General features: G+C 41.6%; 15 protein-coding genes. 6 read left to right on the top strand and 9 right to left on the bottom strand.

Annotated features, from left to right (window positions below):
* Window positions 1-22 precede the first annotated feature (22 nt).
* A complete protein-coding gene (locus MKY18_RS16540; protein ID WP_342497836.1) occupies window positions 23-640 on the top strand; it encodes a flavin reductase family protein in 618 nt (205 codons plus the stop codon).
* A gap of 74 nt (window positions 641-714) precedes the next feature.
* Here the strand turns inward: MKY18_RS16540 and rbsB are convergent, their stop codons facing one another.
* The 9 genes from rbsB to MKY18_RS16495 all read right to left on the bottom strand — a co-directional run bounded on the left by rbsB (window position 715) and on the right by MKY18_RS16495 (window position 10,166).
* The gene (rbsB, locus tag MKY18_RS16535; protein WP_012011498.1) at window positions 715-1,632 is read right to left on the bottom strand and encodes a ribose ABC transporter substrate-binding protein RbsB; all 918 of its coding nucleotides are present in this window, start codon (window positions 1,630-1,632) and stop codon (window positions 715-717) included.
* 13 nt (window positions 1,633-1,645) lie between these two features.
* A complete protein-coding gene (rbsC, locus tag MKY18_RS16530) occupies window positions 1,646-2,599 on the bottom strand; it encodes a ribose ABC transporter permease RbsC (RefSeq protein ID WP_044140093.1) in 954 nt (317 codons plus the stop codon).
* A 1-nt stretch (window position 2,600) separates the two neighbouring features.
* Window positions 2,601-4,082, bottom strand: coding sequence for a sugar ABC transporter ATP-binding protein (locus MKY18_RS16525; protein WP_106067022.1), 1,482 nt, complete (start codon window positions 4,080-4,082; stop codon window positions 2,601-2,603).
* A 15-nt stretch (window positions 4,083-4,097) separates the two neighbouring features.
* A complete protein-coding gene (gene rbsD / locus MKY18_RS16520; protein WP_065097896.1) occupies window positions 4,098-4,490 on the bottom strand; it encodes a D-ribose pyranase in 393 nt (130 codons plus the stop codon).
* A complete protein-coding gene (gene rbsK, locus MKY18_RS16515; protein WP_185107745.1) occupies window positions 4,487-5,365 on the bottom strand; it encodes a ribokinase in 879 nt (292 codons plus the stop codon). Before rbsK ends, rbsD begins: the two co-directional genes overlap by 4 nt.
* A complete protein-coding gene (locus MKY18_RS16510) occupies window positions 5,362-6,348 on the bottom strand; it encodes a LacI family DNA-binding transcriptional regulator (protein WP_044140089.1) in 987 nt (328 codons plus the stop codon). Before MKY18_RS16510 ends, rbsK begins: the two co-directional genes overlap by 4 nt.
* A gap of 117 nt (window positions 6,349-6,465) precedes the next feature.
* The gene (locus MKY18_RS16505; RefSeq protein ID WP_065097898.1) at window positions 6,466-7,608 is read right to left on the bottom strand and encodes a Ger(x)C family spore germination protein; all 1,143 of its coding nucleotides are present in this window, start codon (window positions 7,606-7,608) and stop codon (window positions 6,466-6,468) included.
* The gene (locus tag MKY18_RS16500; protein ID WP_065097899.1) at window positions 7,598-8,695 is read right to left on the bottom strand and encodes a GerAB/ArcD/ProY family transporter; all 1,098 of its coding nucleotides are present in this window, start codon (window positions 8,693-8,695) and stop codon (window positions 7,598-7,600) included. The genes MKY18_RS16505 and MKY18_RS16500 overlap by 11 nt, the downstream gene beginning before the upstream one ends.
* On the bottom strand, window positions 8,685-10,166 hold the full coding sequence (locus MKY18_RS16495) for a spore germination protein (protein ID WP_065097900.1): 1,482 nt from the start codon (window positions 10,164-10,166) through the stop codon (window positions 8,685-8,687). Before MKY18_RS16495 ends, MKY18_RS16500 begins: the two co-directional genes overlap by 11 nt.
* A gap of 747 nt (window positions 10,167-10,913) precedes the next feature.
* Between MKY18_RS16495 and pgsB the strand changes: the two genes are divergently transcribed.
* The 5 genes from pgsB (at window position 10,914) to MKY18_RS16470 (ending at window position 15,243) form a co-directional block, all read left to right on the top strand.
* A complete protein-coding gene (pgsB, locus tag MKY18_RS16490; protein WP_268453655.1) occupies window positions 10,914-12,095 on the top strand; it encodes a poly-gamma-glutamate synthase PgsB in 1,182 nt (393 codons plus the stop codon).
* A 15-nt stretch (window positions 12,096-12,110) separates the two neighbouring features.
* Window positions 12,111-12,560, top strand: a complete 450-nt coding sequence (gene pgsC / locus MKY18_RS16485; protein WP_012011488.1) for a poly-gamma-glutamate biosynthesis protein PgsC — start codon at window positions 12,111-12,113, stop codon at window positions 12,558-12,560.
* 18 nt (window positions 12,561-12,578) lie between these two features.
* Entirely contained in the window at window positions 12,579-13,745 is a 1,167-nt protein-coding gene (locus MKY18_RS16480; protein WP_044140085.1) for a CapA family protein, read from the top strand.
* Window positions 13,742-13,912, top strand: a complete 171-nt coding sequence (locus tag MKY18_RS16475; RefSeq protein ID WP_003213661.1) for a hypothetical protein — start codon at window positions 13,742-13,744, stop codon at window positions 13,910-13,912. Before MKY18_RS16480 ends, MKY18_RS16475 begins: the two co-directional genes overlap by 4 nt.
* Before the next feature lie 107 nt (window positions 13,913-14,019).
* Entirely contained in the window at window positions 14,020-15,243 is a 1,224-nt protein-coding gene (locus MKY18_RS16470) for a C40 family peptidase (RefSeq protein ID WP_342497589.1), read from the top strand.
* The last annotated feature ends 12 nt before the right edge of the window (window positions 15,244-15,255 follow it).

Here is a 15,255-nt window from a genome sequence, read left to right as displayed (position 1 = left end):
ACCAAAAGGAGGCGTGTCTGAATTGATTACGTTGCAAATGGATCAGCTATCAAGAAAAGAAGCATATAAATTATTATCGGGTTCTATTGTTCCACGACCGATTGCGTTTATTACAAGTCTGTCTAAAGACGATGTTGTCAATGCCGCACCATTTAGTTTCTTTAATGTCATCAGCGGACACCCGCCGCTCCTTGCAGTTTCTATCGGACGACGCGAAGGTCAGTTGAAAGACACAGCGCAGCATATGATTGACAGGGGAGAATTTGTGGTCCATGTGAGTGATGAAGCGATAATAGAAGATATTAACGAAACAGCTGCTACGCTGCCACAGGATGAGAGTGAGCTGGATCGAACCGGTCTTCATCAAGTAAAGAGTCATGTCGTGTCAGTGCCGGGCATTCAGGAAGCGCGTATTCGCTTTGAATGTCAGCTTGAAAAGCATCTCACCTTTCAAAATGATGAAGGGGAGATCACGGTCGATCATATCATTGGCCGGGTTGTGTGTGCGCATTTAGATGAGGCTGTTTATGATGCGGAAAAAGGATATGTTTCGACTCATGAACTAAAGCCAGTCGCACGTTTAGCGGGAAATGATTATGCCCATTTAGGGACGTCATTTGTGCTAAAAAGACCAGAATGAAATGAAAAGAAGACAAAGGACTAAAGCCCTTTGTCAATAATCTGTACCCCCGAGGGAAATCGGGGGTTTTGTGTTTATTTTTTCTGTTCTAGTTTCAGTGGAGCTGCGATGTTCTTTTCTACTTTCTTCCCTTTTAAGACGTCGCTTGCAGCGCCGACTGCCAGTTTCCCGATCAGCTCTGGCTGCTGGGCGACTGTTGCGGATAGTTTTCCTGCTTTGATTGAGTTGAGAGCATCTTCATTTCCGTCAAAGCCAACGACGAGAATATCTTTTCCAGAGCTTTGAATCGCCTCTAAAGCGCCAAGTGCCATTTCATCATTGTGGGCAAAAACGGCTTTGATGTCAGGGTTTCCTTGAAGGAGGTTTTCCATGACGTTCAACCCTTTTGTTCGGTCGAAGTCAGCCGCTTGTTTTGCAGTCACTTTTAGATCTTTATCTGCTATTTGATGGAATCCTTTTCCGCGCTCACGTGTAGCGGAAGCGCCTGGTACACCTTCTAATTCAGCGACTTTTGCTCCTTTACCAACCTTGTCGATAATAAAGTTAGCTGCCATTTCGCCGCCTTTGACGTTATCTGAAGCAACCAGTGCTTCTACTTTTCCGCTTTCAGCTGAGCGGTCTAATGTGATGACAGGAATATCAGAAGCATTCGCTGATTCAACAGCAGTCGATATAGCAGACGAATCAGCTGGGTTGATGAGTAATGCGTCGACCCCTTGCTGAATTAAATCTTCTACGTCACTTGTTTGTTTCGCTGAATCATTTTGTGCATCTGCAATGACGACTTCGATGCCAAGCTTTTTCGCTTCTTTCGTCACCCCGTTTTTGAGAGAAACGAAGAATGGGTTGTTTAAAGTTGAGATCGAGAGACCGATTTTGATGTCTTTTTTCTTCCCATCTTTTGTTGATTTGGCCCACTCTGGCGGTTCTAGCGAGCAGGCAGAAAGCATGAATAATGAGAGAGTCAGAATGAGAATGAGATATTTTTTCATAGCAGCTGCCTCCTTAAGCAGATTTCTTTCTGTCTAGTAGGACTGCAATCAAGATGACAATCCCTTTCACAACAGATTGATAGAATGATGATACACCAAGTAAGTTCATACCATTGTTCAGGACACCGATGATGAGCACCCCGATCAGTGTGCCGACAATTCGTCCTCTTCCGCCAGACAGGCTTGTCCCGCCAAGTACAACAGCAGCAATCGCATCAAGCTCATAGGACGTACCAGCTGTTGGCTGAGCTGAGTTTAGGCGAGAGGTTAAAATGGCACCTGCTAAAGCAGACATGAAACCTGCCAATGAATAAATCATAATTTTTACGCGTGGTACTTTGATTCCTGAAATGAACGCAGCTTTTTCATTTCCGCCGATGGCATACGTTCTTCTGCCAAAAGGAGTTTTATGAAGAAGCACCCAAAGTACGATAAAGGTGAGAAGCATCGTGATCGCTGGAACAGGAATGCCTAAGAAATACCCGCGGCCGAATAACTGAAAGGCATAGTTAGAACCGAGTCCTGTAATCGGGTTTCCATCTGTATAAACAAGTGTTAACCCTCTGAAAATCGTCATCGTGGCAAGTGTTGCGATAAAAGGAGCCATTTTTCCTTTTGTGATTAAAAGACCGTTGACCATCCCAAGAATAGCGCCGATGATACAGCCAACGATAATAGCTAAAATCGGGTCCATACCAGACACGATAAATCCGGCAGTCAGTGCACTAGAAAGTGCTAAAATGGCCCCGACAGACAAATCAATTCCTCCGGTTAAAATAACAAACGTCATACCAAAGGCAATGAGGGCATTAATGGAGATTTGTCTCAGTAAGTTTAAGATGTTTAATGGCTCTAAAAAGGCCGGGTTTAAAATAGAAACAATGGCAACAAGGATGATGAGCCCTAAGAATGGCCCAAGCTTTTGCATGATGTTGTCAAATCGTCCATTTGAAGTAAGTGGTTTCATGTTACTTCCCTCCTGTAGCTAGTGTCATAATTCGTTCTTGTGTTGCGTCTGCTTTATTTAATTCGCCGCTGATGGTTCCTTCATGAATGACAAGCACTCGATCGCTCATCCCTAGAACTTCTGGGAGCTCAGAGGAGACCATTAAAATGGCGACACCTCGATCAGTCAGTTCATTCATTAACTGGTAGATTTCTCGTTTCGCTCCGACGTCGACACCTCTTGTCGGTTCATCTAAAATCAAGACCTTTGGCTGGATGCCGATCCATTTGGCGATGACGACTTTTTGCTGATTTCCACCAGAGAGACTTCGAGCAGAGATTTCAGAGGAAGCCGTTTTAATCGTCAATCTTTTGATGAGCAGGTCAACAAAATCCTGTTCGTTTTTCTTATCGATCAGTCCTTTTGGAGAGAAGCTTTCTAAGTTTGGCAGACCAATGTTTTCTCGAATGGATGCATCCAGCATAAGTCCTTCATCTTTGCGATCCTCTGTGATAAAGCCGATGCCAAGCTTGACGGCATCACTTGGTTTTTTAATGATAGCCTTTTTTCCATGAACCCAGATTTCACCTTGATCAAGAGGATCAAGACCAAACAGCGATCGCATCATTTCGGTCCTGCCAGCGCCCATTAAGCCTGCAACACCGACGATTTCTCCAGCTTTAACGGAGAAATTGATATCTTGAAATTGTCCTTTTCTTGTCGCTTGCTTCACCTCAAGGATAGTATCTCCTAGAGAAGGCGTTCTCTCAGGGTATCGATCTGTTAATTCGCGGCCGACCATTTTTTTGACCACCTCATGGAAATTCGTTTCAGGTATGGCTTTCGTATCGACCGTTTTCCCATCGCGCATGATGGTAATCCGGTCACAAATCGCAAAGATTTCCTCCATACGGTGAGAAATATAGACGATGGATACGCCTTCCTTTTTGAGAGATTCAATGACCTGAAAGAGCTTTTCAATCTCACGGTCCGTTAGAGCTGCTGTTGGCTCATCCATGATGATGACCTTCGCTTCCGTCATTAATGCCTTTGCAATCTCAATCATCTGTTTTTGTCCAACAGAGCAGCTGCCTGCCTCTTGATCAAGCGAGAGGTTCACAGACAATCGGTCCAGCTGGCTTTGGGCAAGAACCTTCATTTTCTTTGTGTCTAGCAATCCAAATTTCGTATTGATTTCTTTCCCGATGAATAGGTTTTCCAAGACGGTCATATCTGGCCATATGTTGAGCTCTTGATGAATAAAGGCGATACCGTGTTGTTCCGCTTCCTTCGGATTTTTGAAAGCGGTTTCTTTCCCGTCGATATGAATCGTTCCCTGGTCTAATGAATAAAGACCTGTGAGCAGGTTCATTAAAGTTGATTTTCCTGCGCCATTTTCACCCATGAGCGCGTGAACCTCACCTGTGACGAGGTCAAAGGAGACCCCGGAAAGAACGGTGTTTTTTCCAAAGGCCTTATGGATGTTATGCATCTCAATGTTCATATCTGGCTCCTCCTTTTAAAAGATGACACCGGCATGAAGAATGCAGTTTGCGTATGGGGTGGCTTCACCCGTGCGAATGACTGCTTTTGCCTGTTTGGTCATGTCTTTGAACGTCTCGTGGTCTACATCATGTAATGGGTGTGAGAACGCTTTCTTTAGAAATAGATGATCTCGCTCATTGGCTTCTTTGATTTCACTAGCTACAGTAATGTGTTCAACCGCCATTTCTTGAAGAAGGAGGGAGGTGACCTCCTGAAAGGACGGTGTGCCGATTGATAGTGCCAGGTCGATTTTGACTGGACCTTCTGGAATAGGCAGGCCGCAGTCTGCGATGACGATTGTATCTGTATGACCAAGGTCAGCAAGTACCTTGGCGATATGACTATTTAAGATGCCGTTTTTTTTCATTTTTTTCTCTCCAGTTCTTCTCTTGTTGGCATGCCGCCTTGTGCACCGAACTTGGTGACAGACATTGATGCTGCAAGGTTAGCGAATGCAAGTGCGTCATAGAGAGATTTGCCTTCTGTTAAGGCGACAGCCAAGGCTCCGTTAAAGGTATCGCCTGCTCCTGTTGTATCAACTGCTTCGACTGGAAATCCTGGGACTAGCACTTCTTTCAATCCGTCAAAATATCGAACCCCATTTTTCCCTTCTGTAATCAGTAATTTGTTAGGGTATTGACACAAGGCGTCTTCAATTGGGAGTCCATTAAACATGAGAACAGCCTCGTGCTCATTCGGTGTAATATAGGCAGCCTGGTCTAAAACTTGCTGCGATACTTTGCGGGCAGGTGCAGGGTTTAAAATCACAGGGATTTCTTTTTCACTGCAAATGGCGCAGACAGCTTCGACCGTTTCTTCAGGTATTTCCTGCTGAATGAGCACTATTCCAATATCATCTATTGTAGAAAGTGCTTCTCTTACATAGTTAGGAGTGACCTCGTCATTTGCCCCTTTGACCACGACAATGCTGTTATCACCTTCTGCTAAAATGATATGAGCCGTGCCGCTTTCCATTTCGGTAACCGGTTTCATATATGAGGTGCGAACCCCTTGATCTTGTAGATTGCTGAGAATATCTTGACCATAAGCGTCATCACCGACTCGGCCGACCATGTATACATCAGCACCGAGTCTGGCACTGGCGACTGCTTGATTGGCGCCTTTTCCGCCTGGGACGGTTTTAAATGATTCGCCTAACACTGTTTCACCGGCATTTGGTCTTTTATTCGAAGTGACGACTAAATCCATTGAACAGCTTCCTACTACGACAATATGACTCATTGTGAATCCACCTTTCTTGTGGTCTCTCGTTCAATAAAAGAGACGGGCATTTGGATAACTGGTTGATCTATAGGTTGTTTCTGAATCGCTTTGATTAACAGCTGTGCCGCTTCTTTTCCCATCTCATAGGCAGGCTGCCTAATCGTCGATAGGGAAGGGAAGAGCAGCTCGCTTTGCGGAATATCATCAAACCCAATGATTTGAACATCCTCTGGAACGGCTTTTCCGATCCGAAGTGCTTCGTGAATGACCGCTGTTGCGACGATGTCGTTACTGGCAATGATGCCATCTGTTTCAGGGTACAGCTGGAAAAGAGCCTTGGCACTCTTACGGGCTTCTTGAAAAGAAAATGAAGCATTAGACATCACATGGAAGTCGACACCCTTTTCGGTCAGTACATCGAGTGCACCCTTGAATCTCTGCCTCGCTGTTTGAAGGTGGGCAGGTCCTTTCAGCAGTGTGATCTGCCGGCTGCCGCGCCTGATTAATTCCATTGCAGCCATTTTCCCGCCAGCTGCAGTATCTGCAGATACAGAAGGTGCATGTGGAACGGTTCGATCTAAGAACACAACCGGCAATTCATCATCATTGTATATATCTGATTCAGGTTCGTTTGTGACAGCGATGACACCGACTACTTGATTTTGTTTAAATGTTTGTAAATAAGCCAATTCCTTTTCTCGATCTTCATCACTGTTTCCGAATAATAACCGAAAACCTTGCGCATGAATCTCATCCTCTACGCCTCTAGCAAGCTGAGGAAAGAAGGGGTTTGTGATATCAGGCAAGATCAAACCGATTAAGCGGGATTCTCTTTTGAAAAGGGATCTAGCCACTTCATTGGGAAAGTAGTTCAGCTCCTGCATCGCTTGTGTCACGCGGATTTTCGTATCTGAATGGACATATCCAGTATCGTTCAATACGCGTGAAACAGTGGCAACAGACACTTGTGCAGCTTTTGCAACATCTTTAATTGTAGCCAATGGAGTGCCTCCCTTCGTGAATGTGTAACCGTTTACACAAATAGATTATCATGAAAGCTTTTAAATGACAATCTTAAAAAAATAAAAAAAGAAAAGAAAGATGACATCTTCCTTTTCTTAACTAATAATCCCTGTTTCTGTAATATTCACTTTGATTTTTGGGATAATTTTTACATTTGGATAATCGGTTTTCCAATTCATTTTTACATACTCATCGTAATGTTGGACTCGATATTTTCTTCCAAGACTTAACACGTCAGAGTTTGATTGCTGTAAGACAGAGATTACTTTTTCTGCTTCCTTTGTGAAAATAGCTGATAATCGTTTGTTTAGTTCATCGATCTTTTTCGTACTATCTAAATTGTCTTTCGGATATTCAATGACAGCTGTGTTGAATTCGAAATCGAGACCAATTGTCACGTTTCGATGATCAGAATTAAGAATACGAATATCTCGTTTTGAGTCAGTGACTTGGATGGTAATGTAGTTATTTCCCTTCAACTTCATATCATTTCTGATTTTTTTAGTGAAATTTGCATATTTTCCGATTTTATTATTCATGAGATTGAGAAGCATGGCATCTTGACCATAAAGCTCGCCTGTTTTTTTCTCATTATCGAATAAAGCCACACCTGCTACTTTGATTAGTTGTTTAGACTGATCAAATAAAATTAAGGGCAGGGTAAAATCTTCGCCAGCCTGGAGCATCTTTGATCGTATGCTTTGAATATTTTCAGCAGTTACCTGTGAACCTCTTGATGCAGTTGTAATGAGATTGTTTAAATAGTCACTGACAATGAGCTGTTCTTTTAGTAGTTTGTTGATCACATCAATAGTTGAACCACCTTTCACAATGGCTAAATTGGCAAGTAAAGGACTTTTCGGATCGCGATAGTACATGTCTAAGTAGGGAAGAAGTTGATTTTGAGAGAATTCATCACTGATCAGTAAAACCCTCATTTTTGACATATCAATCTTTTGGTCAACCATTCGGCCGAAGTCTGTTCCTGCTTTACGTAAAGTGGGAGCATTGGTTGTCAGTACAGTGGTTGAATAAGTACCTGAACTTCCTTGCTGCATACTTTGAGACTGTTGTACTTTCCGGTAGGTAATCGATACTTTTGCGTTATCATCTTCCCCTTGATCAATGGTGGAAGTAAGGACAAGGGAGATGTTTTTTAATAGGTTTTGATCCCAGCAGCCAGGCATCATGGTGAGAGACACGCACATGAGGAGAGTCAGCACATATTTATGACGCATGTGATTTCACCTTCTTTTTGCGTTGTTTGATAAAGATAACGATCGCCATGAATGCTGGAAGTGTGTAAATGAACGAGTACTGAGCAATCGTTGTAAAATCATTGAAACGCTGAATGCGAAAGTTATCGACTGCCAAAAAACAGCTAGACGCATATATCAGAATGGCGAAACAATAAACATACTTTTTGTGATCCTTTTTCTTCAGTAGACTGGAAATGCCATTTGCACAAAAGTACAGATAGTTACTTAATGTGGCAAGAATAACAAACACCCAGAAACTCAGAAAAATTAAATCTGTCCGCTCAATGATACCGAAGGAGATGGTTTTTAATAAGTAAAGGACAGGGTTGGGAATCACATTAAGCTCAATTGGACTAAAAAACATAAAACAAATCAATGTAATAAATAGGTAGTAAAGCGTTGTGCATATATTTGAAATGGTCATGACCTTATAGCGTTCCTTGATGCTGCCCTTCATAAATGGAGAAAGGATCAGAATCATTTCAAATCCATTCATCGATAGGACGACGTCTTTCAGTCCGAGCTGAAATTGAGAAATGTCTGTCTGAAAAAATGGCATCAGATAATCGATATTGGTCCCCTTTAATGAATAAAACATCAGCAAGGAAAGCAAAAGGAGAAATGGAGTTAATATAAAGTTAAACCTGACAATGGCTGTAATTTGCTCCTTCGCAATATAAACAATGGAAGTAATGAGTAATAGATTGATGACCCAGTTTGGCGTCAGCGGCAGAACCCACATACCAATAATTCTTGTGAAAATGGATAAAACGACAATACAGACGGAGGCAAAATACAGTGTATACAGTGCAATCAGTAATTTTCCAATCCATTGTCCAAATACATCAATTAATGCTTGGAAGAATGATGTTTCTGGATATTTATGAATGATGTAAATGAAAATTGTATTAATGATTTGGATAAAAAAACAGGCGACAATGATCGCCATCCACCCATCGTGTCCCATGTCTTTCATCAAAAAGTGGGGAAGCGCTAAAATACCGACACCAATTTGAGATTGAATGAGAAAAAACACAGCTTGAGGTGGAGATATTTTATTTTTCATTTTTCTTTTTCCATCCTCTCAAATGTTCAATTTGTTTTTTCTTTTGCGGATTTAAATAAACAGGGCGATTTTTGTACATCCACATTGGGAGGCGGATTACAGTATCTTTTAAATCCTGCCAGTTAAATGGAGCAACAGGTGATAAGTATGGTACCCCTAGTGATTCAAGGCGGCATAAATTCATGAGAATGATGGATAAACCAAATGAAATGCCTATAAAACCAAACATTGATGCCATGAACATGAGCGGGAAACGCAACATCCTAATGGTGGCCGTCATTTCAAATGATGGGAGGACAAAGGAAGCGACAGCGGTCACGGCGACCACGATGACAAGAACATTTGAGATGAGTCCTGCTTGTACAACGGCATCCCCAATGACCAAACCTCCTACGATCCCAATGGTTTGCCCGATTGGTTTTGGCAGACGCACCCCGGCTTCCCGTATGAGTTCAATGGTAATTTCCATCAGCATGGCTTCGATTAAAGGAGGGAAGGGAATCCCAATAATAGAATTCTTCATGGTCACGGCGAGTTCATCAGGGACCACCTCATAATGAAACCCAATCACGGCGATATAAAAAGATGGTAGTATGACTGCGATGATGCAGGCGAGATAACGCAAAATACGGATAAATGTAGCTGGAATCCAGCGGCTATTATAATCATCTGGTGATTGAAAGAAACTAAAAAAGGTGACAGGAAGAATAATTGCCATAGGGCTCCCGTCCATCAGCACTACAATACGACCTTCAAGAATGGCAGATCTCACCTTATCAGGACGTTCTGTATCAATCAGCTGCGGAAAAATAGAAAATGAATCATCTTCGATCGCCTCAACAATAGAACCAGGACTAATCAGCGTGTCTACTTTAATAGAAGAGATCCGTCTGTTTACCTCTTCTACCTTTTCCTGATTCGCTACATCAGAAATATAAACAATCGCAAGCTTTGTTTCTGATTTTGTACCGACCTTATGGTACTGAATGGCGAGCTTCCGATCATTTAAGTGAGAACGCAGTAAATATATATTCGTATCCAAACTTTCCACAAATCCATCATGAGCACCCGCAATGATGCTTTCTGAAGAAGGCTCAGAAATAGAGCGAAGCGGCGGCTGCCCGACAGCAAATAATTTGATCTGCGAGGAATTTTCATCAAGAAAGGCAATGCTTCCTGCAATAATACTGTCAGTGATCAGAGTCAAGTCGCCTGTTTCAAGCGTACTAAGAGACTTTGTATAATCTTGTTTTCCAGGAGGACCTAACAAGTTACCGATAATAAAGTTGTTCAGTTTGCCTTCATCAATTCTTGTTTTAATAAAAAACAGGACAGATTTCGTTTCATTCACCATTAACTCTCGGTATTCAAAATCGCCGCTTTGCTGAAATGTTTTTTTCAGAATCCGGATTTTTTCCTCGAAGCTGCCTGATAAAAAATGCAACCGTGTTTGCTCATTGCTGTTTGGCATCTTTAGCCTCCTCTCACAGATTTTTTAACCTTAGTGTAAGCGGGGAAGCTGATTTTATTCGTCGCCTTTGGGGAAAGCATGACATGAATTGACAACTTTCAACTAAAATCATATTAAAAATGTTAAGAAATGATGAATCTTGATAAAAACAAATGAATAATGTTTCATTGTGTAGGTCATAAGGATCGAATATCGTAAAAAGCAGGCATTTCGAAATGATCAATAGTTGACATATTATCCCAATTTTTCGTGACCCGAAAATAAGCATATGACTTGATTTTTTATGAGGTGACCTTTGTCATAGGTCAACGTGTAGCGTTCTGACCGATGAAGATGACTTTCTAACCTGTTCCTTCAAAAATCGAAAACATTCCAAAACACGCACTATTCATTTAAAGCGCTGATACGACTGATGTTATAGAGTTTAAAGGGCTTTAAAACATTGATTCAAAATACATCTTAACAATTGTCAAAAAATTTAGGGAGAAAAGGACAAAAGATTTTTCGATGCTTGATGGTAACGCTTACTCTTGATTGAAGCCGAAATTCAGGCTGATTTTTGTCCGTCTTTTGGCCTTTTCATTTAAAGAGGAGCTAGGTCAATCCACCTTCTGATTAGAGGATTTTGGCATACGAGGAAGTGAAAGATTATGTTACATAATACCGATTGTGATTTTATGCTGAACCTATATACTGTTGATTGAATTTACATATCACACTCATAAAAAAAGGAGATGTAGATAAGCGATGTGGTTAATCGTTATAGCCTGTGTCATCATGTTAGGGATTGGCTTTATTGAAAAGAAGCGTCACCAGAAAAATATCGATGCCCTACCGGTGCGCGTCAATATTAATGGTATTCGCGGAAAGTCTACCGTTACAAGATTGACAACCGGTATCTTAATGGAGGCAGGTTATAAAACTGTCGGCAAAACAACGGGAACAGATGCAAGAATGATTTATTGGGATACGCCAGAGGAGAAACCGATTAAAAGGAAACCGCAAGGACCGAATATCGGTGAGCAGAAGGAAGTTATGAGAGAAACCGTTGAAAGAGGAGCAAATGCCATCGTCAGTGAATGTATGGCGGTAAATCCAGATTACCAAATCATCTTTCAGGAAGAGCTGCTTCAAGCGAATATTGGCGTGATCGTAAACGTTCTTGAAGATCATATGGACGTCATGGGGCCGACACTTGATGAAATAGCAGAAGCCTTTACAGCGACAATTCCTTACAATGGACACTTGGTTATTACGGATAGTGAATATACGGATTTCTTTAAAGAGATTGCGAAAAAACGCAATACAGAAGTCATTGTTGCAGATAATTCCAAGATTTCTGATGAGTATTTACGGAAATTTGAGTACATGGTCTTCCCAGATAATGCCTCACTTGCACTTGGTGTTGCACAGGCATTAGGAATTGATGAAGATACGGCATTCCGAGGAATGTTAAATGCGCCACCTGATCCAGGAGCGATGAGAATTCTTCCATTAATGGATGCGAAAACACCTGGACACTTTGTAAATGGTTTTGCGGCAAATGACGCATCATCTACATTGAACATTTGGAAGCGTGTGAAAGAAATTGGATATCCAACAGATGAACCGATTATTATCATGAACTGCCGTGCGGATCGTGTAGATCGAACGATCCAGTTTGCGGAGGATGTACTTCCTTATATTGAAGCAAGTGATCTCGTCTTAATTGGTGAAACAACAGATCCAATTGTAAAGGCATATGAGGATGGAAAAATTCCGGCTGACCACTTACACAACCTTGAATATCAATCTACAGAAGACATTATGAACATGCTTGAGAAAAAGCTTCATAATCGAGTGGTTTATGGAGTCGGCAATATTCATGGTGCCGCTGAACCGTTAATCGAAAAAATTCAAGAATACAAAATTAAGCAGCTTGTCAGCTAGGAGGAAATATAGAAAATGTTCGGATCAGATCTTTATATCTCGTTAATTTTAGGTGTTCTACTTAGTTTAATCTTTGCAGAAAAAACAGGAATCGTACCAGCTGGACTTGTTGTCCCAGGTTATCTGGCGCTTGTATTTAACCAGCCAGTCTTCATTTTAGTTGTCTTATCTGTCAGCTTGCTTACGTATGTCATCGTTCGCTTTGGTCTATCGAAATTTATGATTTTATACGGACGCAGAAAGTTTGCTGCGATGCTGATTACAGGGATTGCCTTAAAGCTAGTCTTTGATTTCTTCTATCCAGTGGTCCCATTTGAAATAGCAGAATTCCGCGGAATCGGTATTATCGTTCCTGGATTGATTGCAAATACGATTCAAAAGCAAGGTCTTACGATTACCCTTGGAAGCACGTTACTTCTAAGTGGTGCAACATTTGCCATCATGTATGTTTACTATCTATTTTAAGATAAGGTGTGTCCAATGATGAATAAAAAATTGAGCTTTCAGGAAAAGCTGCTGAAAATCACAAAGAACCAAAAGAAAAAAACGAATAAACATGTACTGATTGCTTTACCGATCGTCATTGCTTGTACATTTCTATTTACGTTTATCGGGCAAGCAAAAGTGCCAACTGTACAAAAGAATCCAGAAAACATCCTGACCGCTTCGTTTGTCGGTGACATTATGTTTGGAAGAAACGTAGAGAAAGTAACAGACCGTTATGGAAAACAGCATCTCTTTCGCTATGCCAAACCATACTTTGATGTGTCAGATTATGTGACTGGTAACTTTGAGCATCCAGTCGCATCAGACCGGGAACAAGCGGCGCAAAAGAATATTCATTTAAAAACAGATGAGGATTCTGTCAAAGCGTTGAAGGATTTGAATTTCTCTGTATTAAACTTTGCGAATAACCATGCGGCAGACTATGGTGAAAAAGGGCTAAACAAAACGATTGATGCCTTTAAACAAGCTGACATGGATTATACAGGCGCAGGCCATAACCTTCAGGATGCGAAGCAGAACATTTCGTATAAAGAAGTAAATGGTGTCAAAATCGCTACACTTGGTTTTACTGATGTGTATGGGAAAGATTTTAAAGCAACGAATCGCCAGGCGGGTATCTTGCCAGCCGATCCATCTATCTTTATTCCGATGATTTCGCAGGCTGCTGAAAAGGCAGATATCGTCGTTGTTCATGCTCACTGGGGACAGGAGTACAACAATGAGGTAAACGATAGACAAAGAGAATTGGCAAGAGCGATGTCTAAGGCTGGTGCTGATATCATTATCGGTGCTCATCCGCACGTTCTTGAGCCAATGGAAGTCTATAACGGCACGGCGATCTTCTATAGCTTAGGAAACTTTATTTTTGACCAAGGCTGGTCAAGAACACGTGATTCTGCACTTGTTCAGTATCATCTGAATGAAGATGGAAAAGCGACATTTGAAGTTGTCCCAATGTACATCAAAGAAGCAACACCTGCTCCGGTTAAAGCAGGATCATTTGAATCAAAATCCATTATCCGTATGCTGACAAATGGTACGAATGCGGATTGGAAAGAAAAAGACGGACACATTTTCTTTGAAGTAGATCACGCTGATAAAGTTAAACACTTAAAAGAAAACGGAGGGAAAGAGAAGAAATGAAATTCCTAAAAGCAAGCTGGCCGTTTGTTGCATTAATTTTAGTCTTTGTCTTTATGTCTGCTTTTAAATTTAGTGACAGCCTCACAGATCATGAAAAACAAAAGATCTCGGTTGAAATGCAGAAAATCGAACAACAAAAACAGTCAAAAACGGAAGCAAGTAAATAACTCTAACGAGCATAGAGGGCACGCATTGCGTGCTCTTTTTTGTCGAAAAAAGGTGTAAAAAGTTAGGTGTCATGCCGAAACTATAGAAGAAAGGAGGGAGAAAGATCATGAAATGGAAAGGAATAGTGATTGCTGGATGCGCGCTCGTAGGGCTGATGTTCATGTCTCAATCAGAAATATCTGCTCAAACAGTGTCTCCTTTGCAGCAAGCGGAAAAGCTGATTGGAACACCTTATCATAAAGGAGGAACCGATCCAAAAACGGGCTTTGACGCATCAGGGTTTACGCAATATGTGTACAAGACATCAGGAGTATTTGATTTACCGCGGAAGGTAATCGACCAGTATCAGATTGGAAAAAAGGTATCATGGGACAAAGCCCAGCCAGGTGACCTTGTATATTTTCGCAGTCTTGAAGAAACAAAGGATATCCCGACACATGTAGCGTTGTACGCTGGTAACGATCAGGTCATTCACATCACGCTTAGTCAAGGTGTCGTGAAAACAGACGTCAGCAAAAGCAAATACTGGACGGATCGATTTTATGCAGTCAAACGACTTCCCGGCACACCGGCAATCTCGGATAATCGTCTTGTGAAAGATGCGATGAAATATTTAGGTATTCCTTATGTATTTGGTGCAGCAGACCCTAAGATTGGCTTTGATTGTTCAGGCTTTTTACAATATGTATTTGAAAAATCACTAGGGATTTATTTGCCTCGAAGTGCTGAACAGCAGTGGATGGTTGGAGAAAAAGTAGCATTAAATGATATACGTCCTGGGGATTTTGTCTTTTTTAGCAACACATATAAGCCAGACATTTCTCATGTAGGGATGTATATTGGGGGCGACCGTTTTATTCATGCGAGCCGTTCGGAAAGTGTCACGATTTCTTATTTGTCTGAATCGTATTGGCGCGAAAAATGGACAGGTGCGAAACGATTAACGGAGCTGAAATTAGCAAAAGAAGACCCGATTGTCTCAAAAGCCGCTACGTATATTGGAGAAGTTCCTTATGTCAAAGGTGGGACGAATCCAAAGCAAGGCTTTGACACAGCAGGGTTCACACAGTATGTGTATCGAGAAGTACTTGGTATTGAACTGCCTCGTTATGCGTCAGGTCAAGTCAAGGCAGGTACGCCTGTGAAACGGTCGGAGCTGAAGCCGGGAGATCTCGTTTTCTTTAGTGGAACGTCATTGATACCGGCCATTTATGCAGGATCAAATCAAGTCATTCATATGACCGTCTCAAATGGTGTCGTGCTTATGAATATGAAAACAAGTACGTACTGGAAGGATAAGTATGAGACGGCAGTTCGAATTAAAAAATAAAGAAAAAGCCCG

The sequence above is a fragment of the Bacillus sp. FSL R7-0672 genome (assembly GCF_038601465.1).
Classification (GTDB): Bacteria; Bacillota; Bacilli; order Bacillales; family Bacillaceae; genus Bacillus; species Bacillus pumilus.
The sequence above is the reverse complement of the archived record's forward strand: the minus strand, read 5'-3'. Positions and strand labels throughout refer to the sequence as shown.

Bases quoted from the DNA above. Each gene is read 5' to 3' on its own strand.
- rbsB (WP_012011498.1), bottom strand. From the start codon at position 1,632: ATGAAAAAATATCTCATTCTCATTCTGACTCTCTCATTATTCATGCTT.
- rbsC (WP_044140093.1), bottom strand. From the start codon at position 2,599: ATGAAACCACTTACTTCAAATGGACGATTTGACAACATCATGCAAAAG.
- MKY18_RS16525 (WP_106067022.1), bottom strand. From the start codon at position 4,082: ATGAACATTGAGATGCATAACATCCATAAGGCCTTTGGAAAAAACACC.
- rbsD (WP_065097896.1), bottom strand. From the start codon at position 4,490: ATGAAAAAAAACGGCATCTTAAATAGTCATATCGCCAAGGTACTTGCT.
- rbsK (WP_185107745.1), bottom strand. From the start codon at position 5,365: ATGAGTCATATTGTCGTAGTAGGAAGCTGTTCAATGGATTTAGTCGTC.
- MKY18_RS16505 (WP_065097898.1), bottom strand. From the start codon at position 7,608: ATGCGTCATAAATATGTGCTGACTCTCCTCATGTGCGTGTCTCTCACC.
- MKY18_RS16500 (WP_065097899.1), bottom strand. From the start codon at position 8,695: ATGAAAAATAAAATATCTCCACCTCAAGCTGTGTTTTTTCTCATTCAA.
- MKY18_RS16495 (WP_065097900.1), bottom strand. From the start codon at position 10,166: ATGCCAAACAGCAATGAGCAAACACGGTTGCATTTTTTATCAGGCAGC.
- pgsB (WP_268453655.1), top strand. From the start codon at position 10,914: ATGTGGTTAATCGTTATAGCCTGTGTCATCATGTTAGGGATTGGCTTT.
- pgsC (WP_012011488.1), top strand. From the start codon at position 12,111: ATGTTCGGATCAGATCTTTATATCTCGTTAATTTTAGGTGTTCTACTT.
- MKY18_RS16480 (WP_044140085.1), top strand. From the start codon at position 12,579: ATGAATAAAAAATTGAGCTTTCAGGAAAAGCTGCTGAAAATCACAAAG.
- MKY18_RS16475 (WP_003213661.1), top strand. From the start codon at position 13,742: ATGAAATTCCTAAAAGCAAGCTGGCCGTTTGTTGCATTAATTTTAGTC.
- MKY18_RS16470 (WP_342497589.1), top strand. From the start codon at position 14,020: ATGAAATGGAAAGGAATAGTGATTGCTGGATGCGCGCTCGTAGGGCTG.